The 24,918-nt window shown below is 66.9% G+C and carries 25 protein-coding genes; 17 read left to right on the plus strand and 8 right to left on the minus strand.

What is annotated here, in order from left to right; genetic code table 11:
* The first annotated feature begins 89 nt into the window (after nt 1-89).
* Both J0I42_RS03530 and J0I42_RS03535 read left to right on the plus strand, forming a co-directional pair.
* On the plus strand, nt 90-677 hold the full coding sequence (locus J0I42_RS03530; protein ID WP_465247638.1) for a CatB-related O-acetyltransferase: 588 nt from the start codon (nt 90-92) through the stop codon (nt 675-677).
* A gap of 177 nt (nt 678-854) precedes the next feature.
* Entirely contained in the window at nt 855-1,673 is an 819-nt protein-coding gene (locus J0I42_RS03535) for a class I SAM-dependent methyltransferase (protein ID WP_291652867.1), read from the plus strand.
* On the opposite strand, the gene J0I42_RS03540 is transcribed toward J0I42_RS03535, so the two are convergent.
* The 4 genes from J0I42_RS03540 to aspS are packed head-to-tail and all read right to left on the minus strand — an operon-like array spanning nt 1,639 to nt 5,067.
* Nucleotides 1,639-2,556, minus strand: a complete 918-nt coding sequence (locus J0I42_RS03540) for a glycosyltransferase family 2 protein (RefSeq protein WP_291652869.1) — start codon at nt 2,554-2,556, stop codon at nt 1,639-1,641. The genes J0I42_RS03535 and J0I42_RS03540 overlap by 35 nt on opposite strands.
* A gap of 42 nt (nt 2,557-2,598) precedes the next feature.
* Nucleotides 2,599-2,907, minus strand: coding sequence for a hypothetical protein (locus J0I42_RS03545; RefSeq protein WP_291652871.1), 309 nt, complete (start codon nt 2,905-2,907; stop codon nt 2,599-2,601).
* A gap of 7 nt (nt 2,908-2,914) precedes the next feature.
* On the minus strand, nt 2,915-3,283 hold the full coding sequence (locus tag J0I42_RS03550; RefSeq protein WP_291652873.1) for a hypothetical protein: 369 nt from the start codon (nt 3,281-3,283) through the stop codon (nt 2,915-2,917).
* A 5-nt stretch (nt 3,284-3,288) separates the two neighbouring features.
* Nucleotides 3,289-5,067: an aspartate--tRNA ligase gene (gene aspS, locus J0I42_RS03555; RefSeq protein ID WP_291653151.1), complete on the minus strand. Its 1,779-nt coding sequence runs from the start codon at nt 5,065-5,067 to the stop codon at nt 3,289-3,291.
* 143 nt (nt 5,068-5,210) lie between these two features.
* Here aspS and rnd point away from each other — a divergent pair, with 143 nt between their 5' ends.
* On the plus strand, nt 5,211-6,350 hold the full coding sequence (rnd, locus tag J0I42_RS03560; protein ID WP_291652875.1) for a ribonuclease D: 1,140 nt from the start codon (nt 5,211-5,213) through the stop codon (nt 6,348-6,350).
* 69 nt (nt 6,351-6,419) lie between these two features.
* Here rnd and fliP read toward each other — a convergent pair whose 3' ends face one another.
* Both fliP and J0I42_RS03570 read right to left on the minus strand, forming a co-directional pair.
* A complete protein-coding gene (gene fliP, locus J0I42_RS03565; protein WP_465247633.1) occupies nt 6,420-7,187 on the minus strand; it encodes a flagellar type III secretion system pore protein FliP in 768 nt (255 codons plus the stop codon).
* Nucleotides 7,188-7,342: 155 nt separating this feature from the next.
* Nucleotides 7,343-8,647 carry a hypothetical protein gene (locus tag J0I42_RS03570; protein WP_291652877.1) on the minus strand — a complete coding sequence of 435 codons (1,305 nt, stop codon included), beginning with the start codon at nt 8,645-8,647 and terminating at the stop codon, nt 7,343-7,345.
* A 221-nt stretch (nt 8,648-8,868) separates the two neighbouring features.
* Here J0I42_RS03570 and flgB point away from each other — a divergent pair, with 221 nt between their 5' ends.
* The 11 genes from flgB (at nt 8,869) to J0I42_RS03625 (ending at nt 20,511) form a co-directional block, all read left to right on the plus strand.
* The gene (gene flgB / locus J0I42_RS03575) at nt 8,869-9,270 is read left to right on the plus strand and encodes a flagellar basal body rod protein FlgB (protein WP_291652879.1); all 402 of its coding nucleotides are present in this window, start codon (nt 8,869-8,871) and stop codon (nt 9,268-9,270) included.
* Between the two features lie 17 nt (nt 9,271-9,287).
* On the plus strand, nt 9,288-9,698 hold the full coding sequence (gene flgC, locus J0I42_RS03580) for a flagellar basal body rod protein FlgC (protein WP_291652881.1): 411 nt from the start codon (nt 9,288-9,290) through the stop codon (nt 9,696-9,698).
* 44 nt (nt 9,699-9,742) lie between these two features.
* A complete protein-coding gene (gene fliE, locus J0I42_RS03585) occupies nt 9,743-10,066 on the plus strand; it encodes a flagellar hook-basal body complex protein FliE (RefSeq protein ID WP_257732287.1) in 324 nt (107 codons plus the stop codon).
* Between the two features lie 24 nt (nt 10,067-10,090).
* Nucleotides 10,091-10,357: a flagellar biosynthesis protein FliQ gene (gene fliQ, locus J0I42_RS03590; protein ID WP_199089135.1), complete on the plus strand. Its 267-nt coding sequence runs from the start codon at nt 10,091-10,093 to the stop codon at nt 10,355-10,357.
* A 92-nt stretch (nt 10,358-10,449) separates the two neighbouring features.
* Nucleotides 10,450-11,205 (plus strand): flagellar biosynthetic protein FliR, encoded by a 756-nt coding sequence (fliR, locus tag J0I42_RS03595; RefSeq protein ID WP_291652887.1) that lies wholly within the window; start codon nt 10,450-10,452, stop codon nt 11,203-11,205.
* 7 nt (nt 11,206-11,212) lie between these two features.
* Entirely contained in the window at nt 11,213-12,280 is a 1,068-nt protein-coding gene (flhB, locus tag J0I42_RS03600) for a flagellar biosynthesis protein FlhB (RefSeq protein ID WP_291652889.1), read from the plus strand.
* Nucleotides 12,281-12,351: 71 nt separating this feature from the next.
* Nucleotides 12,352-14,856 carry a cell cycle histidine kinase CckA gene (gene cckA / locus J0I42_RS03605; RefSeq protein ID WP_291652890.1) on the plus strand — a complete coding sequence of 835 codons (2,505 nt, stop codon included), beginning with the start codon at nt 12,352-12,354 and terminating at the stop codon, nt 14,854-14,856.
* 273 nt (nt 14,857-15,129) lie between these two features.
* Complete coding sequence (gene recA / locus J0I42_RS03610; protein ID WP_291652892.1) at nt 15,130-16,215, plus strand: recombinase RecA; 1,086 nt, start codon at nt 15,130-15,132, stop codon at nt 16,213-16,215.
* Between the two features lie 290 nt (nt 16,216-16,505).
* Complete coding sequence (gene alaS / locus J0I42_RS03615) at nt 16,506-19,148, plus strand: alanine--tRNA ligase (RefSeq protein ID WP_291652894.1); 2,643 nt, start codon at nt 16,506-16,508, stop codon at nt 19,146-19,148.
* Nucleotides 19,148-19,807: a hypothetical protein gene (locus J0I42_RS03620; RefSeq protein ID WP_291652896.1), complete on the plus strand. Its 660-nt coding sequence runs from the start codon at nt 19,148-19,150 to the stop codon at nt 19,805-19,807. The genes alaS and J0I42_RS03620 overlap by 1 nt, the downstream gene beginning before the upstream one ends.
* A 68-nt stretch (nt 19,808-19,875) precedes the next feature.
* Entirely contained in the window at nt 19,876-20,511 is a 636-nt protein-coding gene (locus tag J0I42_RS03625; protein ID WP_291652898.1) for a class I SAM-dependent methyltransferase, read from the plus strand.
* Nucleotides 20,512-20,589: 78 nt separating this feature from the next.
* Here the strand turns inward: J0I42_RS03625 and J0I42_RS03630 are convergent, their stop codons facing one another.
* Complete coding sequence (locus J0I42_RS03630; RefSeq protein ID WP_291652899.1) at nt 20,590-21,804, minus strand: NADP-dependent isocitrate dehydrogenase; 1,215 nt, start codon at nt 21,802-21,804, stop codon at nt 20,590-20,592.
* Nucleotides 21,805-22,016: 212 nt separating this feature from the next.
* Between J0I42_RS03630 and J0I42_RS03635 the strand changes: the two genes are divergently transcribed.
* The 3 genes from J0I42_RS03635 to J0I42_RS03645 all read left to right on the plus strand — a co-directional run bounded on the left by J0I42_RS03635 (nt 22,017) and on the right by J0I42_RS03645 (nt 24,282).
* Complete coding sequence (locus tag J0I42_RS03635; RefSeq protein WP_291652901.1) at nt 22,017-22,832, plus strand: hypothetical protein; 816 nt, start codon at nt 22,017-22,019, stop codon at nt 22,830-22,832.
* Nucleotides 22,833-22,909: 77 nt separating this feature from the next.
* Nucleotides 22,910-23,647 (plus strand): SDR family NAD(P)-dependent oxidoreductase, encoded by a 738-nt coding sequence (locus J0I42_RS03640; protein WP_291652903.1) that lies wholly within the window; start codon nt 22,910-22,912, stop codon nt 23,645-23,647.
* 89 nt (nt 23,648-23,736) lie between these two features.
* On the plus strand, nt 23,737-24,282 hold the full coding sequence (locus J0I42_RS03645; protein ID WP_291652905.1) for a 2,4'-dihydroxyacetophenone dioxygenase family protein: 546 nt from the start codon (nt 23,737-23,739) through the stop codon (nt 24,280-24,282).
* Between the two features lie 204 nt (nt 24,283-24,486).
* Here the strand turns inward: J0I42_RS03645 and J0I42_RS03650 are convergent, their stop codons facing one another.
* Entirely contained in the window at nt 24,487-24,894 is a 408-nt protein-coding gene (locus J0I42_RS03650; RefSeq protein ID WP_291652907.1) for a flagellar assembly protein FliX, read from the minus strand.
* Nucleotides 24,895-24,918 lie beyond the last annotated feature (24 nt).

Raw genomic sequence — 24,918 nt, forward strand, 5'->3', positions numbered from 1 at the left:
CGCCGCTTTTGCCCGCTCCGGACGCCGATTGGCGCCCGGGCGCCCTCGCCGTCTGGTGGGCCGGTCTTCCGACCGGCCCACGCAGCTTTCTGCGCCGCTGGTTCAATCCGCACAATCAGACCCGTCTCTATCTGGCCGCCCTGATGGCGCGCCGGCCCGGGCAGATCACGGTCGGCGCCTATACCTATGGCCGCCCGAAGGTGCGCTTTGCGGTCAGCGGCTCGAATCTCTCGATCGGGCGCTACGGCTCCATCGCCGACGGCGTCGAGATCATGCTCGGCGGCAACCACCGGACCGATTGGGTAACGACGTATCCGTTCCCTGCCCTGCCCGGCCTCTGGCCCGAATCCGTGGGCCTCGACGGCAGCCATGTTTCGCGCGGCGACACCGTCATCGGCCATGACGTCTGGCTGGGCTCGCAGGCCCTGATCCTGTCCGGCGTCACCATCGGACATGGCGCGGTGGTGGCGGCGCGCGCCGTCGTGACCAGGGACGTGCCGCCCTATGCGATCGTCGCCGGCAACCCGGCCCGCGTCGTGCGTTACCGGATGAGCGAGGAACGCATCGCCGCGCTGTTGCGCAGCGAATGGTGGCTGCTGCCCGAAGCCCACGTCAGGCGGCTCATTCCGACGCTCTTGTCGGAACAGGTCGAGAAGCTGCCCGGCGCGGCGCAATAAGCCAGCCGGGAAGACCGGTTGCCCCGCTCCGGCCCGCACACGCCCGCCGGCGGCGAAATGGCGACCTGGCTCGTTGTTTCAGCATCGGGCCGGAAAGTGGTTTCCACTTTCCGGCCCGATGCTCTAGAGGCTTCTGCCGAGGCTCCTCCCCCTACCGCAAGCCATCTGGACGGTTTCATGCACGCTTCCGCGAACGACAAGGCGCGGGTCTTCCGCAAGGCCTATCTCGCCGATGTCGAGACGGCTCCCCTCACCGTGCTCGATGTCGGCTCTGCCATTGTCGAGCACCAATCGCTGTCCAATCGCGACGTGATGAGCAACCCGGCCTGGACGCTGGTCGGCATGGATATCGAACCGGGGCTGAACGTCGAGGTCGTCGTCGCGGATCCCTACGACTGGAAGGAGATCGCCACCGGCTCCGTCGATGTCGTCACCTGCTCAGAGGTCTTCGAGCACGCCGAGTATTTCTGGATCACCATCCTCGAGATTTCACGTGTGCTGAAGGGAAACGGCCTGGCCTTCATCACCTCTCCCGGCGGTGGGCCGCGCCATCGCTTCCCGGTCGATTGCTGGCGCTTCTACGACGACGCCTTCCCCGCGCTCGCCCGCTATGCCGGGCTGAATCTGCTCGAGGCGCAGGTGCAGTGGGTTCCGGCCTATCGCAAGGGCATCCAGTGGCGGGATTCGAGCGCCGTGATGCAGAAGCCCGTGCTCGATGCCGGCCAAAGCCGGCTCGATGCGGCGCGGATCGCGATCGGCAAGAGCCTGCGCGGCGCCGAGCCGGCGCTCGCCGAAATCAATGCCGCCGGTCTCGCCGACGCGCCCACACCACTCAGCCCCATCCCGGTCCAGACCGGCAAGGCGGCTTTCGCCGCCCGCGAGGCGGAGTTGCTGGCAGCGTCGAGCACCTTCATGCGCAAGGGCCGGCTCGTCATGCGTCAGTTGCGCGAAATCCGCCGTATCATCGCGACCCCGATGAAGGATCTGCATCTCTGAGGCGCGGCGCCTCGCTCAGCCCCTGCCTCTCCAACGCGCTGCGGCCGGCGCGGCCCGCCAGCGCGCCCGCCGCGGAGCCGACATGGGCATACATCTTGTCGCGATTGAAAAGCAGGCCGTAACCGATTGCCTTCGCCAGGTTTTCGGCGGTTTTTCCGAGGCCGGGCAGCGGCCGTCCCCATTTGCGCGCGATATGATGCTGCGACCAGGCCAGATGCCAGCGCGCGATGAAACGGCGCTGCGGCGACGGCACGCTTGATTTGCCGCGTCCGTGCCGGGCCTCGGCGCCATCGACATGGATGAGCGCATGCCCCGCATCGCGCAGGCGGCGACAGAGATCGTCATCCTCGTAGAACAGGAAGATCGCCGGGTCGAACCCTCCGAGCTTCAGGAAAACCTCGCGCCGCAACAGCAGGCAAGCACCGGACAGGAATGGCAGGCAGGCATCCCCCTCCGGCAGGACGATGCGGCGCGCCCGGTTGAGATGGTCAGGCGACAGCAGCGAACGCGGCTGCAGGAAGACGCGGCCCGACGGCTCGACCAGACGCGGCGCGAAGGCGGCCGCGTCGGGATAGGCCTCCGCCGCCGACAACAGGGCCGCGACGGCGCCGGGCTGCATCTCGAGATCGGGATTGACGATCAGGATGAAGGGCGTCGTCGCCGCATGCGCGCCGAGGTTGTTCGCACGCCCATAGCCCTCGTTGCGCTCGTTGCGCAGGACAAGGGCTCCGTGCCGTGCCGCGATCTCTGTCGAGGCATCGCCGCTGGCATTGTCGACGACGATGGCCGGCACCCCCTCTCGGGCCAAGGAGTCGAGACAGGCTGGCAGCACTTGCGCGCTGTCGAAGCTGACGACGATGGCGGTGATGGCGGCGGCGGACATTGCCGCCTTGTGGCCCTGTCGGGAGGCCGGATGCAAGCGATTTCAGCGGCGGGCGAGTGCGCCGACCTCGCCCCTGATCCGCTCGCGCTCGCTCGCTTCGCAGCGATGCGGCGCCGTGTAGGATTTCACCGCATAGCCGGCATTGGCAGCGACGAAGCGTTGCCGGTCGCGCGCGTCGAGCCGCGCGAGAATCCCGCCGCGATCGACACGCAGGCCGCAATCATAAGCGCGCGATACGGTGGCCGCGGCATATTCCACCGTGCCGGGCCGCGGCCCGCTTGCCGTGCAGGCGGCGAGCGCCCCGCACAGGGCCGCCGCGGAAACCCGCTTCTGGATCGACGATAGCGGCACGGGCGGCTCAGAGTTTGTCGAACTCTCCGGCACGGATGCGGCCCATCCTGGCCTTCAGCTCGGTCCGTTCCTGCACCGTGCAGGCTTGCGGCTTGACGGCCTGATTGACCATCTCGGCCTCGGAGACGCCGACATAGGCCGCACGCGCCGCCGCGATCTGCTGATCGTCGGCGCCGCGCGCCTTCTCGGCCGCGAGGAAACGGTCGAGCGTCGTCCGCTGCGGCGAGCCCGCTTTGCAGGCTATGGCGCGCGACACCGTCGTCGCCAGAGCCGAAGCCCGCCCCGCGCTGCTGTCGCCATGGGCCACGCAGGCACCGAGCAGCGGCGCCATGAGAAGGGCGAGCGGCAGAGCCCGCCCGATCGGCAGCAGGGCCATCGATGTCAGCCGTTCTTCTCGGGAGCGTTGATCCGCAGATGCGCCTCGCGCAACTGCTTCGGCGTCGCCTCGGCCGGCGCCCCCATCAGCAGATCGACGGCCTGCTGGTTCATCGGGAACAGCGCCACTTCGCGCAGGTTCGTGGCGCGCGCCAGCAACATGATGATGCGGTCCACACCAGCCGCCATGCCGCCATGCGGCGGAGCGCCGTACTGGAATGCGCGGTACATGCCGCCGAAGCGCTCGATCACCGTCTCCTCACCGTAGCCGGCGATCTCGAAGGCCTTCACCATCGCTTCGGGACGGTGGTTGCGGATGCCGCCGGAAGCGAGCTCGAAGCCGTTGCAGGCGATGTCGTACTGGAAGGCCTTGAGCGAGAGCGGATCTTCTTCGTTGAGCGCCTTCAGTCCGCCCTGCGGCATCGAGAAGGGGTTGTGCGAAAAATCGACCTTCTTCTCGTCCTCGTTGTACTCGAACATCGGGAAGTCGACGATCCAGGCGAAGGCGAAGGCGTTCTCGTCGATCAGGCTGAGTTCCTGGCCGACCTTGTTCCGCGCGCTGCCGGCGAACTTGTAGAACTTGTCCGGATCGCCCGCGACGAAGAAGCAGGCGTCGCCGCCCTTCAGCCCCATCTGCTTGACGATGGCCGCGACGCGCTCAGGCCCGATGTTGTTGGCGATCGGCCCCTGGCCCTCGCCGTCTTCCTTGACCATCAGGTAGCCGAGACCGGGCTGCCCCTCGCCCTGCGCCCAGGAGTTCATCCGGTCGCAGAAGGCTCTGCTGCCGCCGCCCGGCGCGGGGATCGCCCAGACGCGGTTCTTCTCGCCTTCGAGGATGCGCGCGAAGACCTTGAAGCCCGAGCCGCGGAAATGCTCGGAGACGTCCTGCATCTCGATCGGATTGCGCAGATCCGGTTTGTCGGAGCCGTATTTGGCGATTGCCTCGGCATAGGGGATGCGCGGCCAGTTGCGCGTGACGGTCCGGCCCTCGGCGAACTCCTCGAACACGCCGGTGATGACGGGCTCCATCGTCGCGAACACGTCTTCCTGCTCGACGAAGCTCATCTCGACGTCGAGCTGGTAGAACTCGCCCGGCAGGCGGTCGGCGCGCGGATCCTCGTCTCGGAAGCAGGGCGCGATCTGGAAGTAGCGGTCGAAGCCCGCCATCATCAGGAGCTGCTTGTACTGCTGAGGCGCCTGCGGCAGCGCATAGAACTTGCCGGCATGCAGGCGGCTCGGCACCAGGAAGTCGCGCGCGCCTTCCGGCGAGGACGCGGTCAGGATCGGCGTCTGGAATTCGGAGAAGCCCGAATCCTTCATGCGGCGGCGCATCGAGTCGATAACCTTGGTGCGCAGCATGATGTTGTTGTGCAGCTTCTCGCGACGCAGATCGAGGAAGCGGTACTTGAGCCGGGTATCCTCGGGATATTCGAGATCGCCGAAGACCGGCAGCGGCAGCTCGGCCGCCGGGCCCAGCACTTCCAGCGCCGTCGCGAACACCTCGACCTTGCCGGTGGCGAGGTTGTCGTTCTCGGTGCCCTCGAGGCGGGCCTTCACCTTGCCGTCGATGCGGATGACCCATTCCGAGCGCGCAGCCTCGGCATCCGCAAAGGCCGGCGAATCGGGGTCCACGACGACCTGCGTCATGCCGTAATGGTCGCGCAGGTCGATGAAGAGCACGCCGCCATGGTCGCGGATGCGGTGGCACCAGCCGGAGAGGCGGACATTCTGGCCGATGTCGCTGTCACGGAGCGCGCCACAGGTATGGGAACGATAGCGATGCAGGGTCACGAGGTCGGTCTTTCGGAAATGCGTCGAAGGCCGGTCCGCAAGACCAGCCGCAGCTTGCGGCTAAGCACACGCGCGCGCCCGAAATGTCAAGAACGCCCGCGACATCCTGCTTCTGTCTCTGCTAAGACGGCGTCATCATGCATCTCATTTCCGATACCGCCGCGCTCTCCGCCGCCTGCGACCGCCTCGCGACCCATCCCTTCGTCACGGTCGACACCGAGTTCCTGCGCGAGACCACATATTACCCCAAGCTCTGCCTGATCCAGATCGCCTCGCCGGACGAAGCCGTGCTGGTCGACCCGCTCTCGCCCGATCTCGACCTCGCCCCCTTCTTCGGGCTGATGGTCGACGAAAACGTCGTGAAGGTCTTTCACGCCGCCCGGCAGGACCTGGAAATCGTCTGGCTGCTCGGGCGAGTCCTGCCGACGCCGCTCTTCGACACGCAGGTTGCGGCCATGGTCTGCGGTTATGGCGATTCTGTTGGCTACGAGCAGCTCGCCAACGACCTCGCCAAGGCGCGCATCGACAAGTCCTCGCGCTTCACCGACTGGTCGCGCCGCCCACTCACCGAGGCTCAGCTCGCCTATGCCGAATCGGACGTCACCCATCTGCGCGACATCTATCTCGCCCTGAAGGCCGATCTCGACGCCAGCGGCCGCGAGAGCTGGGTCGCCGAGGAGATGTCCGTGCTGACGTCACCTTCGACCTACGAGGTCAAGCCCGAGAACGCCTGGCAGCGCCTCAAGGGCCGCATCCGCAAGCCGCGCGAGTTGCCGAACCTGATGGAGATCGCCGCCTGGCGCGAGCGCGAGGCGCAGACCCGTGACGTGCCGCGCCAGCGCGTGCTCAAGGACGATGCAATGATGGATATCGTCCAGCGCGGTCCGCGCTCGGTCGAGGCGCTCGCCGAATTGCGCTCCGTCCCCAACGGCTTCGAGCGCTCGCGCAACGGCGCCGAGGTGCTGGCCGCGATCGAGCGCGCCGCCGCGATCGATCCCAAGACTCTGCCCCGGCTTGAGCGCGAGCGCGGCCGGCCGACCAGCGCCGCTGTGCTCGACCTGCTCAAGGTTCTGCTCAAGGCCATTGCCGATGCCGAGCGCGTCGCGCCGAAGATCATCGCCTCGACCGACGATCTCGAAGCGATCGCTTCGGACGATCTCGCCGAAGTCCCGGCCCTGCAAGGCTGGCGCCGCAGCGTCTTCGGCGAGAAGGCCCTGGCGCTGAAGGATGGCTCGCTCAGCCTGCGCATCCAGCGCGGCAGAGTGGTCGTGGGCTGAGGCTCGGCGGAATCAAGCTCTGAAGAGCTGCGTTCAGGCAGTTGGTTCGATTCACGATTTCGTAGCGGATCACCCGCCGCCGTAACTTTTCACCAGCGAGCCGGCGACCAGCCCCCAGCCATCGACGAGCACGAAGAAGATCAGCTTGAACGGCAACGCCACCGTCACCGGCGGCAGCATCATCATGCCCACCGACATCAGGATCGAGGCCACGACGAGGTCGATGATCAGGAAGGGCACGAACAGCAGGAAGCCGATCTCGAAGGCGCGGCGCAGCTCCGAGATCATGAAGGCCGGGATCAGCACCTCGATGCCGATCTCCTGCGGCGTCTGTGGGCGCGGCCCCTGCGACATGTCGAGGAACAGTGCCAGGTCCTTCTCGCGTACATGCCTGAGCATGAAGGTCTTGAAGGGCACGACGCCACGATTATAGGCCTCCTGCGGCTGGATCTGGCCGGCAACCAGCGGCTGCACGGCCGTCGTGTAGGCCTCGCGCAGCGTCGGTGCCATGACGAAGCCGGTCAGGAACAGCGCAAGTCCGAGGATCACGGCATTCGGCGGCGCGGTCTGCGTGCCCAATGCCGAGCGCAGCAGCGACAGCACAACCACGATCCGCGTGAACGATGTCACCATGATCAGGATCGACGGCGCCAGCGACAGCACCGTGATGACGGCGATGAGCTGCAGCGCCCGCTCCGCCACGCCGCCGCCCTGCCCGAGATCGAGCGACAGCGTCTGCGGCAGCGCCGGCATCGTCTGCAGCACGAGCAGCAGCGCGGCAGCGGCCAGGATGCGCCCGCCTCGAAAGCCCCTTGCTCGTCTGCCGATGATCGTCACGCGCGCCGCCACTGCCCGACTCAACCGATCGGGCGCCGACGAGGCTAGCCACGCGAAAACGCCGCGCAACCGATGCGCGGCGTCACAGGGCCGTATGGCCGACAATCCTGTTGATGGCCGGCGGCCTGAACCAGCGCGGACCGTACCTTATTGCCTCAGGACTTGGCCTTGGGATCGCGGCCGAGCAGGCGGGCGAACTCGGCTTCGATCGCATCGACGGAGAAGGGATCGATCTCCTTCGCGGCGGGCTCGGCCGGCTTTTCGGGTTCAGGCTGCGGCTTCGGGCTTTCGACCGGGGCCTGCTCTTCCACGATAGCAACGGCCTCCTCCTCGACGACCGGCTCGTGCTCGATTGCTGGCGCGGGCGCCGGGACCGGCTCCGCGTGGTGCGTTTCCACCGGCCTGGGCTCTAACGGCCTGGGTTCCGGCGCCTTCTGGATCGGGCGATCCAGAGAAAGACCAAGGGCGGCGGCAAGCTCCGCCTCGACATCGCTCGGAATCGGCTTCGGGCGCGGCGGAGCGGCCGGAGCCGGCGTCACGACGGGCTCAGGCACGGTTTCCGGTTCAGGAACGGGCGGCGGCTCGACGATGGGGGCGGCCGCTTCCACCGGAACAGGCTCCTCGTCGGCGATGGGCGCAGGAGCAAATTTTTCAACGGGCGCGGGCAGCTCGACAGCCGGCGCCACATTCGCTGCGGACGACTCGCCGCCAAGATTGGCCGGACGCACGGCGGAGAACGGACGCTTCAATGCTTCTTCGAGTTGACGCGTCATATCGTCGAGTTCGCCGGCGCTGACGGCCGGCTGCGGCGCATGCTCCCGGGCGAAGCTCGGCGCCGGCCCGGTCGTGATCGGAGGAACGGGCATTGCCGGAGCCACGGGCTTGGCAGGAGCAGCAACCGCCTCGGCTGCTGCGACACCGAGAGCGGCGGCGACGCCTGCCGTCGCGGCGGCAGCGGTCGGCACAGGCGCCTCGACCGGGACCGAAGCGGGCCGGGTCGGCAAGGATGGCAACAGCTCAGGACTTTCGGGATAACCGGCGCGCCGCGCTTCCTCGCCCGCCCGCATGGCGGGTTCGCTCGGCGGCACCAGCGTCTCGAACGGCGGCAGCGGCCGATCGGCCCCTGTGGTGTCGAAATGGGCCGGCGTCGCGGCGCGGCCGCCACTGCGCAGGATGTTGGTCTCGACCACGACATCGGACACGCCGCCGATCATCAGCAGATGCTCGATATTGTCGCGGCGGATCAGCACGAGCTGGCGCTGGCGGTCGAGGTCGTAGGTATCGACCACACCCAGGCGCGGCTGGCGCTGCCGCCCCCCCGGCTGGCCGCGCAGCCGCAGCCGCCCGCCCTGGATCTGCCGCACGAACAGGCCGAGCAGCGCGAGAAGCACGAGAATGACCACAGAGGCGACGATCACCTTCTGTGCGGTCGAGAGTTCCAATCCGAACAAGCTCTGCAAGGTCTGCCTCATCTGCGACGGCGGCCCGGACGGCCGTTAAGTCCCGCCCATGGTTCAACACCTTGGCTATAGCATAACGCTTTTCCTATCGGGAAACATGGTGAACGCGTGGTTAATCACACCCGTGAAAACCCGCCCTTTAACCGGATATTAACCATGCACCCGGCAGGATTTGCCCAGTACGCCGGCCTTGCCGGCGGCGAGAACGGGGAGCTGGAGCCATGGCGAACGACGGTTTCAGCGTCGGCGGCGGCCTGATGCAGGCGCTGAAGACGCGCATGCATTACCAGCAGTCGCGCCAGAAGATTCTCGCCGAGAACGTCGCCAATGCCGACAGTCCCGGCTTCCGCCCGGTCGACCTGAAGCCGCCGAGCGCCGACCCGGCCCGTGCCGGTGTGGCGGTCGCCCGGACCAGCGCCGGACACATGAGCCTGAACACCGCCAATGGCGGCTTCGACGGCACCGGCGCGCCGCGCTTCGAGACCACGCCCAACGGCAACGCGGTCAATCTCGAGGACGAGATGCTCAAGGTTGCGCAGAACCAGTCCGACTATCAGCTCGCCGCCTCGCTCTACAGCAAGGGCCTCGGCCTGATGAAGATCGCGATCGGGAAAGGCCGCTGAAGGATGGGACGCTGATCATGGACCTGATCAAGAGCATCGCCGTCGCAGCTTCGGGCCTGCGCAGCCAGTCCGGACGCATGCGCGTCATCTCCGAGAACATCGCCAATGCCGATTCCGGCCCGGAGCGCGCCGGCGCCGAGCCTTATCGCCGGAAGGTCCCGACCTTCCAGCGTCATTTCGACCGCGCGCTCGACGCCCAGCTCGTTGCGCTCGGCAAGGTCCAGCGCGACCCCAGCGCCTTCAGGACGAAGCACGAGCCCGGCAACCCGGCCGCCGACGCCAACGGCAACGTGCAGATGCCGAACGTGAATTCCTTGGTCGAGATGGTCGACATGCGCGAGGCCCAGCGCAGCTACGAAGCCAATCTCAACCTGATCTCTTCGACGCGCCGGATGATCCAGCGCACCATCGACATCCTGCGCGCCTGACGCGAGGCTTCGAAGCAGGCGCTCCAGAAGGGGACTAGACCGACATGGCCACTCCGGGTTTCGCCGCGGGCGCCTACGCCTCCATCCAGGGGATGGGTGCCGGCAATCTGATGCGCAAGCCGCTCGCCACGGGCGGCGCTGAGGCCGGCGGGCCGGATTTCTCCGCCCTGCTCGGCAAGGCGCTCGACGCCACGGCGGACGCCGGGCGCAAGGCCGATGCCCAGACGGCGAGCGTCGCCGGCGGCCGGGCCGACATCGTCAATGTCGTGACGGCGGTGGCCGAGAGCGAGGCCGCGATCGAGACGCTGGTCGCCGTGCGCGACCGCGTCATCGCGGCCTACGAGGAAATCATGCGGATGCCGGTCTGACGGCTGCTGGATCGGACAGAGAACATGACTTCCGGAGCCATTCTCGACATCGCCCGCGACGGCATCGTCGTCTTCCTCAAGGTCGGCGGCCCGCTGATGGTGATCGCGCTCGCGGTCGGCCTCGTCGTCTCGCTCATCCAGGCGCTGACCCAGATCCAGGAGCAGACGCTGGTCTTCGTGCCGAAGATCGTCGCCGTCTTCGCCGCGCTGCTGCTGTTTCTTCCGTTCATGGGAGACGCGCTGGCGGGTTATATGGGGCGAGTCGCCGCCCGAATCGCCACGGGCGGATGAACCCGTCGCGCCTGCTGCCGGCCTTCGCCGGCGGGGCTCCGCGGCACACATCTTGGCGCGCAAGTCATTGTCGCAAAGGTGCCCGCGGCACGATGCAGATCGCGATCCTGCCCGAGATCAGCGCCCTTTTCGTGCTCGTCTTCGCGCGGGTCGGCACGCTCGTCATGCTCATGCCGGGCATCGGCGAGCGCTTCATCTTTTCGCGGGGGCGGCTGTCGCTCGCCTTCTTCATCGCGCTGATGATCGTGCCCATTGCCCGCCCGTCGCTGCAGCTACCCGGCGATGTCTCCGGCGTCGTCGCGCTGCTGATCGGCGAATTGCTGGTCGGCCTCGTCATCGGGCTCTGCGCCCGGCTGGTCATGGCCTGCCTGCAGACCGCCGGCACGCTCGTCGCCCAGACCATGGGGCTCGGCTTCGCGATGACGGTCGATCCGACCGGCGGCATGCAGAACCCCTCGATCGGCAATTTCCTGACGATGCTCGGCATCACGCTGATCCTGACCACGGACCTGCACCACATCGCCATCGCCGCCATCCATGAAAGCTATCGGCTGCTGCCCCCCGGCGGCGCCATGGATCTCGCTGACACGATGGCGCTGGCCGTGCGCTCGACGGCTCGCGGCTTCGCGCTCGCGATCCAGATCTCCGCGCCCTTCCTCGTCTTCGGCCTGCTCTTCAATCTCGGCCTCGGCGTCCTCGCACGGATGATGCCGCAATTGCAGGTGTTCTTCCTCGCCGTGCCGGCCTCGATCATGGGCGGCATGCTCGTCATGCTCGTCGTGCTCGGCGTGATGATGAGCGTCTTCATCGACGATCTCGGCGCCTTCCTCCGTCAGTTCACCGGCTGAGGTCGCGATGTCCGAGGAAGCCGAAAACGAAGACAGAACAGAAGACCCGACCCAGCGAAAGCTGGACGAAGCCACGGAGAAGGGCGACGTCCCCAAATCGCAGGAGATCGGGACCTTCTTCGTGCTCTGTGGCTTCACGCTCGCCCTGATGGTCGCCGCCGGCTGGTCGGCCCGGGAAGCCATGCTGTCGCTGCGCTCCTTCCTGATGAACGCGCATCAGGTCCCGTCCGACGGCGCCTCCTTCATGCAGATCACGCAGCGCGGCGTGCTCACCGGCTTCATGGCGCTCGGCCTGCCCTTCGCCTTCATCCTTTGCGCGGGCCTGGCCGGCGCGATGCTCCAGCACAAGCCGCTCTGGACCTTCGAGCCGCTGATGCCGAAGTTCAACCGGATATCGCCGATGGCCGGTGCCAAGCGCCTCTTCGGCAAGGAGGCCTGGGTCAATTTCACCAAGGGCCTCGCCAAGACGGCGCTGATCGGCATCGTCGTCTGGTATACGCTCTGGGGCCAGCATGACCGGCTCGAAGGCTTCGCGCAGATGGGCGTCGAGGCGCTGATGCCGGCGACGCTCTCGCTCGCGATCCAGTTGATGGGCGCGGTCCTCGCCCTCTTCGCCATCATCGCCATCGGCGATTTCGGCTGGCAGCGCTTCTCCTGGTATCAGCGCCAGAAGATGACCAAGCAGCAGATGAAGGACGAGTTCAAGAACTCCGAAGGCAATCCCGAGGTCAAGGCGAAGCTGCGCCAGATCCGCGCCCAGCGCGTCCGCAAGCGCATGATGGCGGCGGTGCCCAAGGCGACCGTGATCATCACCAACCCGACCCACTTCGCCGTCGCCCTGCAATACGAGCCCGGAATGGCCGCTCCCCTCTGCCTGGCCAAGGGCGTCGATGCGGTGGCCCTGAAGATCCGCGAGGTCGCCGGCGAGCACCGCGTGCCGATCGTCGAGAACCCGCCGCTGGCGCGTGCGCTCTACGCCACGGTCGACATCGACGAAGAAATTCCTGTCGAACACTATCAGGCTGTCGCCGAAGTCATCGGATACGTCTTGCGCCTGAAGGGCCGCCGCGCCTAACTCGGCAGGGATGCGAAGGAAGTTTGGCCGCCCGGTTTCCGCGCGGCCCCAAGGGAACGGACTCCACCGCAATGAGCGGCACCACGGCGACCACCACGATCGATCGCTCGGACAAGCCCGGCCATATCGGGATCATCCTGTTCGTCGCCGCCCTGCTCGTCGGCGCGGCGATCGCGCTCGGCTTCCTCGCCAATGAATGGGCGCAGCCTCTGATCCTCGGCCTGCTCGCGCTGCTCTCGGTCGTCGGCGTCTTCGGGCTGTTCGCCTTCGCCATCGGGCTCGTGCAGTTTTCCGGCCGTGCCGCCCGCAACGACCTGACCAAGGCGATCGTCGACCGCGCCGATGACGGCATCGTCGTGACCGAGAGCGAGAACGAGATCGTCTATGCCAACGAAGCCTATCTGGCGCTGGCGGGCGCGACCGGTGCCAACGACCTGAAGCCGGTCGGCCGCCTGCTGACCGGGCGCGCCGACGTATCCGAAGCGATCTACCGGCTCGCCACCGCCGCCCGCGAGCACCGCCGCCTTGTCGAGGAGGTCCGGCTGGAACCCGCCCTGAACGGACGCGGCGAGGTCGGCTGGTATCGCGTCCGCGTTTCTCCGGTTCGCCGCGAAACCACCACCGCGACACTCTGGTCGGTCTCCGACATCACGCCTGAGCGCGAGCGCCAGGAAAACGCGTTCCAGGAGCTCCAGCACGCGATCGACTATCTCGACCATGCGCCCGCCGGCTTCATCTCGATCGATGCCGATGGCGAGATCTCCTATCTCAACGCCACGCTCTCCGGCTGGCTCGATTTCGACCTCGCCCGCTTCGGCTCCGGCGGCCTGCATCTCGACGATGTCTGCACCTCATCCGCCGCCGCGCTGATCCAGGCGATCCGCGGCCAGCCCGGCGATGTCCGTGTCGAGGTGCTCGATGTCGACCTGAAACGCCGCAACGGCGCGCCCCTGCCCGTGCGCCTGCATCATCAGGTCGCGTTCGGGCAGGACGGCCGCGCCGGCCCCTCGCGCACCCTCGTCCTCAACCGCACCGCCGGCGAGGCCGGCTCCGACGGCGGCAGCGATGCCGAGGTCCGCTTCGCCCGCTTCTTCCATTCGACGCCGATGGCGATCGCCACCATCGACGAGGCCGGCGCGATCCTGCATTCCAACGCCGCCTTCGCCCGCCTGATCCCGGCCGGCTTGCGGCCGCATACGATCCACGATCTCGTGGCTGCCAGCGCCGGCCTCGATCAGGCTCTGGCCGAGGTGGTCGCCGGGCGCTCTGGCGGCGCCCCGCTCGACCTCGCGCTTGCCGGCGAGGACGGCCGCTCGGCCAAGCTCTATCTCACCCCCGTCGCCGGCACCGAGGGCGGTGCAGGCGAGCGCGCCATCGTCTACGCGCTGGAAACGACGGCCGAGCGCAAGCTCCGCGACAACATGGACCAGGCCGGCAAGATGCAGGCGGTCGGCCAGCTCGCCGGCGGCATCGCGCACGATTTCAACAACGTGCTGCAGGTCATCATCAACGCCTCCGAGTTCCTGCTCGCCAGCCACCGGCCGACCGATCCGTCCTTCCCGGACATCATGCAGATCAAGCAGAATGCCTATCGCGCCGCGGCGCTGGTGCGGCAACTGCTCGCCTTCTCGCGCCGCCAGACCCTGCGCCCGCAGGTACTGGAGCTCGGCGAGGTGCTCTCCGACCTCTCGCTGATGCTGAAGCGCGTCGTCGCCGACAAGGTCACGCTCGACGTCCGCCAGGGCCGCGACCTCTGGCCGGTCAAGGCCGATCTCGGCCAGCTCGAGCAGGTCATCGTCAACCTTGCCGTCAACGCCCGCGACGCCATGCCGGATGGCGGCAAGCTCGCGGTCCGCACCCGCAACGTCGCGCGCGACGACTGCGCCTCATTCGGTCACGACGCGCTGCCGGCCGACGACTACGTCCTCCTGGAAGTCGAGGATACCGGCACCGGCATCCCGCAGGAATATCTCGACAAGATCTTCGAGCCGTTCTTCACCACCAAGGAAGTTGGCAAGGGTACCGGGCTGGGCCTCTCCATGGTCTACGGCATCGTCAAGCAGACCGGCGGCTATGTCTTCGTCGACTCGACCATCGGCAAGGGCACGGCCTTCCAGATCTTTCTGCCGCGCCATGTCCCGAGTCAGGAGGAGATCGCAGCCGAAACCGCGGCCAGGGAAACGCCCAAGAAGCTCGCCGCCGACCATACCGGCGCCGGCGTCATCCTGCTCGTCGAGGATGAGGACGCGGTCCGTGCGCTGAACGCCCGCATGCTGGTCTCGCGCGGCTACACCGTCCATGAGGCGGCTTCGGGCGTCGAGGCGCTCGATCTCTTCCTGCAGAACGACGGCAGGATCGATCTCGTCGTCTCCGACGTGGTGATGCCGGAAATGGACGGCCCGACGCTGCTCGGCGAATTGCGCAAGCGCAACCCGAATACCAAGGTCGTCTTCGTCTCCGGCTATGCCGAGGAAGCCTTCCGCAAGAACCTGCCCGAGGGCGAGGAATTCCACTTCCTGCCCAAGCCGTTCACGATGAAGCAGCTCGTCGAGACGGTGAAGGCGGCGATGGGCTGACGGTTCGGCATAAGCGCCCTCAGCCTTCATCCTTCGAGGCGCCGCGCCTCACGATGAGGGCTCAGGTCGAACCGGCGCCGGATCGACAGACACCCCCTTGATGCAGATGTCGCCACGGCAAATTTGGAACTCGCGGCGGCTCCTGACATTCCTCCTGACAAAAACTGACACGGAGAACAAAAAAAGAACTTGCGAGCAAGAACAAAGCGTGACCATCCTCATGTCAAGACGCATTGAGATGTCCCCCTCGCCCTGCCATAAGGAGCCCGAACCGTGAATCAGGCGAATCTCAAACTCGTGGAAGGCTCCTCGATGGACAAGGCTAAGGCGCTCGATGCAGCGCTCTCCCAGATCGAGCGCGCCTTCGGCAAGGGCTCGATCATGCGGCTCGGCAAGAATTCGCCCTCGATCGAGATCGAGACGATTTCGACGGGTTCGCTCGGCCTCGACATCGCGCTCGGCGTCGGCGGCCTGCCGAAGGGCCGCGTCATCGAAATCTACGGGCCGGAATCCTCGGGCAAGACCACGCTGGCGCTGCACACCATCGCCGAAGCCCAGAAGAAGGGCGGCGTCTGCGCCTTCGTCGACGCGGAACATGCGCTCGATCCGGTCTATGCTCGCAAGCTCGGCGTCAATCTCGACGACCTGCTGATCTCGCAGCCGGATACCGGCGAGCAGGCACTCGAGATCACCGACACGCTCGTCCGCTCCGGCGCAATCGACGTGCTCGTGGTCGACTCCGTTGCGGCGCTGACGCCCCGCGCCGAGATCGAGGGCGAGATGGGCGATGTCCAGCCCGGCCTGCAGGCCCGCCTGATGAGTCAGGCGCTGCGCAAGCTCACCGCCTCGATCTCGCGCTCGAACTGCATGGTCATCTTCATCAACCAGATCCGCATGAAGATCGGCGTGATGTACGGCTCGCCGGAGACCACCACCGGCGGTAACGCGCTGAAGTTCTATGCTTCCGTGCGCCTCGACATCCGCCGCGTCTCGACCCTGAAGGAGCGCGACGAGGCGACCGGAAATCAGGTCCGCGTCAAGGTCGTCAAGAACAAGGTCGCACCGCCCTTCAAGCAGGTCGAGTTCGACATCATGTTCGGCGAAGGCATCTCGAAGGTCGGCGAACTGATCGATCTCGGCGTCAAGGCCGGCATGGTCGAGAAGGCCGGCGCCTGGTTTTCGTTCGACAGCCAGCGCCTCGGCCAGGGTCGCGAGAACGCCAAGAACTTCCTCAAGGCCAACCCGGACGTGGCTGCCAGGATCGAGACCACGATCCGCCAGAATTCCGGCCTCGTCGCCGACCGCATCCTCGACGAGGCGGCACCTACGGCGGACGATCTCGACGAAGGCGAAGCCTGAGACGGCTTTCCCGATCCGGGACGAATGCACGGGCGGCCCTTCGGGCCGCCTGTTTTCGTTTGCCGATAAGGCCTTGCGGGTGGTGCGCTGCATCCCAAGCATTTTCAAGCGAAGTGGCCGCCGGTTCGCGTGAAGAAAATGCGACAACGAAAAGACTGGAGCGCTTCCGCGTTTCACAGAAATGCGGAAGCGCTCCAGCTTTCTGGACAGCGGCGAGCGGCCTGACTAGAACCGGACCTTCCTGCCGGGCGCGCCCGGCCTCCTGCCCCAGATCAGAGCGCAAGACAGCGATGAGCGGCGTCAACGATATCCGGTCGACCTTCCTCGACTACTTCAAGTCCCAGGGCCACGAGATCGTGCCGTCGAGCCCGCTCGTGCCGCGCAACGACCCGACGCTGATGTTCGCCAATTCTGGCATGGTCCAGTTCAAGAACGTCTTTACCGGGCAGGAGAAGCGGCCCTATTCGCGCGCCACCACCGCCCAGAAATGCGTGCGCGCCGGCGGCAAGCACAACGACCTCGACAATGTCGGCTACACCGCCCGCCACCACACCTTCTTCGAGATGCTGGGGAACTTCTCCTTCGGCGACTACTTCAAGGAGCAGGCGATCAACCACGCCTGGACGCTGGTCACCCGCGAATTCGGCCTGCCCAAGGACAAGCTGACCGTCACCGTCTATTCCGAGGACGACGAGGCGCATGCACTCTGGAAGAAGATCGCCGGCCTGACCGACGACAAGATCATCCGCATTCCGACCTCGGATAATTTCTGGCGCATGGGCGATACCGGCCCCTGCGGCCCCTGCTCCGAAATCTTCTACGACCATGGCGACCATATCTGGGGCGGCCCGCCGGGCTCCGCCGAACAGGACGGCGACCGCTTCATCGAGATCTGGAACCTCGTGTTCATGCAATACGAGGAAGCGGCCGGTGGCATCCGCACCGACCTCCCTCGCCCCTCGATCGATACCGGCATGGGGCTGGAGCGTATCGCGGCCGTGCTCCAGGGCACGCATGACAACTACAATATCGACCTGTTCCGCGCCCTGATCACCGCCATCGCCGACCTGACCTCGGTCGACCCGGACGGCCCGATGAAGGCGAGCCATCGCGTCATCGCCGACCATCTGCGCTGCTCGGCCTTCCTGATCGCCGACGGCGTGCTGCCGTCGAACGAGGGCCGCGGCTATGTGCTGCGCCGGATCATGCGCCGCGGCATGCGCCATGCGCAGTTGCTCGGCGCCAAGGAGCCGCTGCTCTACAAGCTCGTGCCTGCCCTGACCCGCGAGATGGGCCGCGCCTATCCCGAATTGCTGCGCGCCGAGGCATTGATCACCGAGACTCTGAAGCTGGAGGAAACCCGCTTCCGCACCACGCTGGCGCGCGGCCTCACCCTGCTCGACGACGCCTCGAAGGACCTGACCGCCGGCCAGAGCCTCAAGGGCGACGTCGCGTTCACGCTCTACGACACCTACGGCTTCCCGCTCGACCTGACGCAGGACGCGCTGCGCGCCCGCGAAATCACGGTCGACACCGAGGGCTTCGATGCCGCCATGCAGCAGCAGAAGGCCAAGGCGCGCGCCGCCTGGTCCGGCTCCGGCGAGGCTGCGACCGAGACGCTCTGGTTCCCGCTGCGCGACAAGGTCGGCGCGACCGAGTTCCTGGGCTACGACACCGAGACCGCCGAGGGCGTCGTCACCGCGCTGATCCGCGACAATGCCGAGGTCCAGTCCCTGAAGGCCGGCGAGAGCGGCTTCATGCTGGTCAACCAGACCCCGTTCTACGGCGAGTCCGGCGGCCAGGTCGGCGATGCCGGCCAGGTCAAGGCGCCGGGCACGGTCGTCGAGGTTTCCGACGTTCAGAAGAAGCTTGGCGACGTCTTCGCCCATAGCGTCACGGTCAAGGAAGGCGAGCTGAAGCTCGGCGCCGCCGTCGAGCTCGCCGTCGATCACGAGCGCCGCACCGCGATCCGCGCCAACCACTCGGCGACCCACCTGCTGCATGAGGCGCTGCGCCTCGTCCTCGGCGACCATGTCGCGCAGAAGGGCTCACTGGTCTCGGCCGATCGCCTGCGCTTCGACTTCTCGCATCCCAAGCCGATCAGCGCCGAGGAGCTGCGCGAGGTCGAGGAGATCGCCAACGCGATCATCCTGCAGAACGAGCCTGTCACCACCCGCCTGATGAGCGTCGACGAGGCGATCGCTTCGGGCGCCCGCGCGCTGTTCGGCGAGAAATACGGCGACGAGGTCCGTGTCGTCGCGATGGGCACCAATCCCGCCGGCAAGGCCTATTCGGTCGAGCTCTGCGGCGGCACGCATGCCTCGCGCACCGGTGATATCGGCCTCGTCAGCGTGGTCGGCGAAGGCGCGGTCGCGGCCGGCGTGCGCCGTCTCGAAGCGATGACCGGCAATGGCGCGCGCCTGCGCCTCAACGAGGAATCGCGCCTGCTCGACGGGCTCGCGAGCCTGCTCAAGGTCCCGGCCAACGAGGCCGGCAACCGCCTCGCCGCGCTGATCGAGGAGCGTCGCAAGCTCGATCGCGAATTGACCGAGGCCCGCAAGAAGCTCGCCATGGGCGGCGGCGGCGCGGCCGAGGAGCCGATTCAGGAGATCGCCGGCGCGAAGCTCCTGGCGCGCGCCGTCACCGGCATCGAGATGAAGGACCTGAAGAGCCTCGCCGATGAGGCCAAGACGCGCGTCGGCTCCGGTGTCGTCGCCATCGTCGGCGTCGCCGATGACGGCAAGGCCGGCGTCGTCGTCGGCGTCACGCCGGATATGACCGAACGCTTCGACGCGGTCGCGCTGGTCCGCGTCGCCTCCGAGCAACTCGGCGGGAAGGGCGGCGGCGGCCGCCGCGACATGGCCCAGGCCGGCGGGCCGGACGGCAGCAAGGCGCAGGCCGCGCTCGACGCCGTCGCAGCCGCGATGGGCTGATGGCAGCGCGGCAGAACGGCGCCCACATGGGCTCCCTCTCCCGCCGTGCCTTCTTGATCGCGGCGGGCCTCTGGCCGGCTGCGGCCATGGCCCAGAAGCATCAGAAGCCCGCGCCGCGTCAATCGCAGCCCTCGCTTTCCGCCGCCCGGAGCATCATGGCCGGCGCGCCGCTCAGCGTCCTGCTGGGCAACGTGCCGCGAGGCGCCCGCCTCGCTATCGCCCGGCCGGACGATCCCGCGGACAAGGCAATCGTCGTCTTCGAATTGAAGAACATGGTGCCGGCCCTGCCGACACCAGGCGCTGTCGGCACCTACGAACTGCGCCTGATGGTCGAGAAGGACGGCGCACCCACTGTCCTGCTGCGCCAGCCGCTCGCCACGACTGAGCCCAGCGCGACGCTGGCCGCACCCGAGCGCATCAGCCGTGGCCAGGGCCTGCCGGTGCGCGGCATCGGCCCCAATGGCGAACAGGACCGCGTGATACTGGTGAAGCCGGACGCGCCGGCCGATGCGGACGGCCCGCGCTTCTTCCCGGCCGAGAATGTCGAGGCGACGCTGGAAGCGCCGGACCAGCCTGGCGTCTACGAGTTGCGCTACATCCTGCATGCACCGCTGGCCGAAAATCGCATTCTCGCGCGGCGTGCCGTGAGGGTGGAGTGAGCCGCATAGCGTAAAATTCCGGCAATCTTCGCCGCCTATATCGGCCTTGCCTAAGGGGGCGACGAAGGATGAACGCCGTGAACGACGCCCATTTCTGGGATCGAACGTCCAGCCGGTATGCCCGCAGCGCCATTTCGGATCAGGCCGGCTACGAACGCACGCTGGATCGCACGCGTGAGCGACTGAAACCGCAGGACCGGGTGCTGGAACTGGGCTGCGGCACCGGATCGACGGCGCTCAGGTTGGCCGGCTGCGTGCAAAGCTATCTGGCGGCCGATATCTCGACCGGCATGATCGCGATTGCCGAGCAGAAGCAGGCAACCGAGGCGATCCCCGGGTTGAGTTTCCGCGTCGCCACAGCGGAAACGCTCGCAACCGATGCACCTTTCGATGCCGTCCTGGGCTTCAGCTACCTGCATCTGGTGCGCGACCTGCCCGGCACGCTGGCACAGCTTCGCGGCTTGCTCGCCGCAGGCGGGCTGTTCATCTCGAAGACCCCCTGTATCGGGGACATGAACCCGCTCCTCGGATACGGCGCCCTGCCCGTGATGCGCGCTCTCCGGCTGGCGCCCTATGCTGCCGTCTTCAACGCAGCCGAGTTGCAAGAACGCGTATCTGCGGCGGGCTTCCAGATTCTGGCCGTCGAGCGCCACGCGACCAAGGGCAAGGACAGGCGCCCTTATATCGTGGCGCGGAAGAGCTGATCGCCGCGGGCTGGCGCAGCGCAAAAAAGCCCGGCCTTTCGGCCGGGCTTCTCATTTCACGCAACGATGCGCCTGAAATCAGGCGGCCATCGCCTTGCGCATGTTCTCGCTGACCTTCTCGAGGAAGCCGGTGGTCGAGAGCCACTTCTGCTCGGCGCCGACCAGCAGGGCGAGGTCCTTGGTCATGTCGCCGGCCTCGACCGTGTCGACCGTGACCTTCTCGAGCAGCGCCGCGAACTTGGCAAGCTCGGCATTGTTGTCGAGCTTGGCGCGATGCGACAGGCCGCGGGTCCAGGCGAAGATCGAGGCGATCGAGTTCGTCGAAGTCTCCTTGCCCTTCTGGTGCTCGCGGTAGTGGCGGGTCACCGTGCCGTGCGCGGCTTCGGCCTCGACGGTCTTGCCGTCCGGCGTCATCAGCACCGAGGTCATCAGGCCGAGCGAGCCGAAGCCCTGCGCCACGGTGTCGGACTGCACGTCGCCGTCATAGTTCTTGCAGGCCCAGACATAGCCGCCCGACCACTTCATCGCGGAGGCCACCATGTCGTCGATCAGGCGGTGCTCGTAGGTGATGCCGAGCTCGTCGAACTTGGCCTTGAACTCCTTCTCGTAGATCTCCTGGAAGATGTCCTTGAAGCGTCCGTCATAGGTCTTGAGGATGGTGTTCTTGGTCGAGAGATAGACCGGGTACTTGCGCATCAGGCCGTAGTTCAGCGAGGCGCGGGCGAAGTCGCGGATCGAGTCGTCGAGGTTGTACATCGCCATGGCGACGCCGGCCTCGGGGGCCTTGAAGACCTCCTTCTCGATGACGTTGCCGTCCTCGCCGACGAACTTGATCGAAAGCGTGCCCTTGCCCGGGAACTTGAAGTCGGTCGCGCGATACTGGTCGCCGAAGGCATGGCGGCCGATGACGATCGGCTGGGTCCAGCCCGGCACCAGGCGCGGAACGTTCTTGCAGATGATCGGCTCGCGGAAGATCACGCCACCGAGGATGTTGCGGATCGTGCCGTTCGGCGACTTCCACATTTCCTTGAGGTTGAACTCCTTCACGCGCGCCTCGTCCGGCGTGATGGTCGCGCACTTCACGGCGACGCCGTGCTTCTTGGTGGCGTTGGCGGCGTCGATCGTGACCTGGTCGTTGGTCGCGTCGCGGTTCTCGACCGAGAGGTCGTAATAGTCGAGCTCGAGGTCCAGATACGGGAAGATCAGCGTGTCCTTGATCTTCTGCCAGATGATCCGGGTCATCTCGTCGCCGTCCATGTCGACGATCGGATTGGCGACCTTGATCTTGCTCATGCGATGACCCCTGTTCTCTCCAGATAGAACGATCCGAAACCGCAGCTTTGGGCCACGGTCGACGGCTGGGAGGCTTCCTAGCGGGTTAAGGGCGGCGGGGGAAGCGCGGCTTTCGGGCAATCTGCCGCGTCGATTATGCTGCACTGCCGCAAAATCGGCACCTTCCGCGCCTAGCCTGGCCTGCCGCTCGTCATAGCGACAGGACGAACGACGTGTTCCGCTTCATTCCCGATTGCCGGTCCGGCCTCGCGCCGGCCATTCTCATCCTCGCCGCGACACTCGGTTCCGCCCTTGCCTCCGCGCCGATCACGGCCGAGGAGCAACCCGCCACGCCGTTGCCGATCCCGCGGGGCGCGCTGGTCGATCCCGATGCCGTCGAGATGCCGACGCTCGCGGCAGGCGAGCCCGAAGCGATCGTCTTCGATCCGGGGCTTGCCGCCCTCGGCCGCGCCACCGCGGCATCCGGGGCGCATCTGCGGGCGCGGGCACCGATCCCGGTCGACATCATCCGCAAGGGCTTCGCCGCACGCCAGAGCATGACGAGCGCGGCGCTGGACCGCTCGGTCGGCTTCAAGTTCGGACACGACATCTTCTCGCTTTCGACCACGCTCTCCGATCCGGCCGGCATCGGCGCGACACGCGATGCGGAGTTGCGCTGGCGCCTCGCCCAGCCAGTTGGAGCGGGAAAAGGCTTCATCTGGGGCCTTGCGACCGGCGGCGGCAGCTCGCTCTACGGCGATCCCGAGCAGATCGGCGAGGCCCTGATCGGCTACCGGCAGGAACTGTTCCCCCACCTCATCCTGACCTCCCGGCTCACGATGGGCGGCCATTACGTCTTCGCGCCGGGAGACGGCCTCCACACCGCAATGACGCCCGAGATGACGCTCTCGGTCGATCTCGCCAGGCTCGCCGACCTGCCCTGGCAAACCTCGTTCGACGTGACGCTGGCGCGCAAGGTGCCGCTCGTCGCCAGCGATTTCGAGACGCGCGGCCAGGCCATGCTCTCCCTGAAGTACAAGTGGAACTGACCGGCACGGCCGCCATCGCATGGCGACCTGCATCATCCCTCCTTCCCCATGGGCGCGTGCCGCTCTAGCCTCGGCTGATGACGCACCCGATCTCGACAAAATTCGCTCTCGTTACCGGCGGCACGCGCGGCATCGGCGCCGGCGCCGCACTCGCGCTCGCCACGGCCGGCTACGAGGTTCTCGCCACCGGCCTGACCGCGGAGGAAGTCGCGGCGGCGCCGGCCCATCCAGCCATCCGCCATGCCCGGCTCGACGTGACCCGCGATGCCGAGGTCGCAGCGATCGTCGCGACCTACCCGCGCCTCGACGCGCTGGTGAACTGCGCCGGCATGATCCAGCGCGGCGGCAAGGAATTCGAGATCGACGCCTTCCGCCTGACCATCGAGGTCAATCTCAACGGCACGATGCGGATGTGCCTCGCCGCCAGGGACAAGCTCGCCGCCAAGGGCGCGGACAAGACGGGCGGCGCCATCGTCAACATCGCCTCGATGCTGACCTTCCACGGCTCGCCCTTCGCGCCTGGCTATGCAGCCTCGAAGGGCGGCATCGGCCAGCTCACCAAATCGCTCGGCGCCGCCTGGGCGCAGGATGGCATCCGCGTCAACGCGGTCGCGCCGGGCTGGATCGAGACCGAACTGACCCGACCGCTGGTCGAGGATGCCGAGCGCTCGGCACCGATCCTCGCCCGCACCCCGATGGGTCGCTGGGGCAAGCCCGGCGATGTCGGCGGCGTCATCGCCTTCCTGCTCTCGGACGCTGCCCAGTTCGTCACGGGCGCCATCCTGCCGGTCGATGGCGGCTATCTCTCTGTTTAGAAAAACGACGCCGCGCCAAAAACTAAAGCGAGAAACCTGAATCGAATTGCACGCGCATTGAATCAGAACATCAGCACGGGAGAGACGCCATGAACACGACGAGCCCGATGCCCGTCGCCGCCACGCAGGAGGAGCGCTGGACACCCTATCGCCATCCCCAGCCGAAGGAATCGCCGCCCGAGCTGATCGTCCCCAACGTCATCCCGACCGACGAGCGCGTCTGGGTGCCCGTCGACGACAATGTCTGGTTCCGCCCCCTGCTCTTCTGCGCCTCGCGCGGCTACTGGATGAACCTGCTCAAGGTGCGCCGCGCCGGCGTGCTTTCGCGCCATCGCCACCCGCTGCCGGTCCATGGCTATGTGCTGAAGGGCAAGTGGCGCTATCTGGAGCATGACTGGGTCGCGACCGAGGGCTCCTATGTCTACGAGGCGCCCGGCGAGACGCACACACTGGTGGTCGATCCCGATGTCGAGGAGATGATCACCATGTTCCAGGTGAACGGCGCGATGATCTATGTCGATCCGGACGGCAAATGTCTCGGCTATGACGACGTCTTCACCCGCATCGACAAATGCCGCGCGCATTACGCCCGGAACGGGTTGGGCACAGATTACGTGGATCAGTTTATTCGGTAGATCGAGTTGCCGTCATTCTCGGGCGCAGCGAAGCGCAGACCCGAGAATCTCGTGACCAGAAGGCGCTGGAGAACCCCTCTCCCGTAAGGAGAGGGTTCCCCGCGCTTGAACTGCCTGCACTCGTTAGCTGGATGAAGCTCGGCGCGGCGGTCACGAAGAAGGAGTCGCCCAGGTCAAGCCTGAGCACGACGTCGGCTGAACACTTCAACGCTTCAGCTTCGCCAGCTCCACCGCCGCGCGCAATTCGATATGCGCCAGAACCTCGTCGAGGCGCGGATCGTCCGTGGTCTCCCGGCGGAACGACAACGTGGTGTGCAGCCGCTCCAGCTCGGAGGGCAGCACGCGGCCAGCGAGCAGCGCGGCTTTCAGACGGTCGAGCCCGTCGAGCAGATCATGCCCCCGCCGGGCCTGCCGGCGCTTGCGGTCCTGTGCATCCTCCTGCGCCTGCACGGCGAGCAAGGTGTCGAGCGGGCCGGCCGCGCTGACGCCGCTGCTGCGGGCCGCAGTCGCGGATTCCTGCGTCGGAAGCGTGAAGGCCGCGCCACTCGAGCGCCTCGCGGAACTCGCCGGGCCGGCATTCGAGACGGGCGCGCGCTGGTCGATTCTGATCATCGGCGGCCTCTGGAGCATCGGACC

Origin of the sequence: Allobosea sp. (assembly GCF_017308015.1) — a bacterium.
In the GTDB taxonomy this organism is placed as follows: Bacteria; Pseudomonadota; Alphaproteobacteria; order Rhizobiales; family Beijerinckiaceae; genus Allobosea.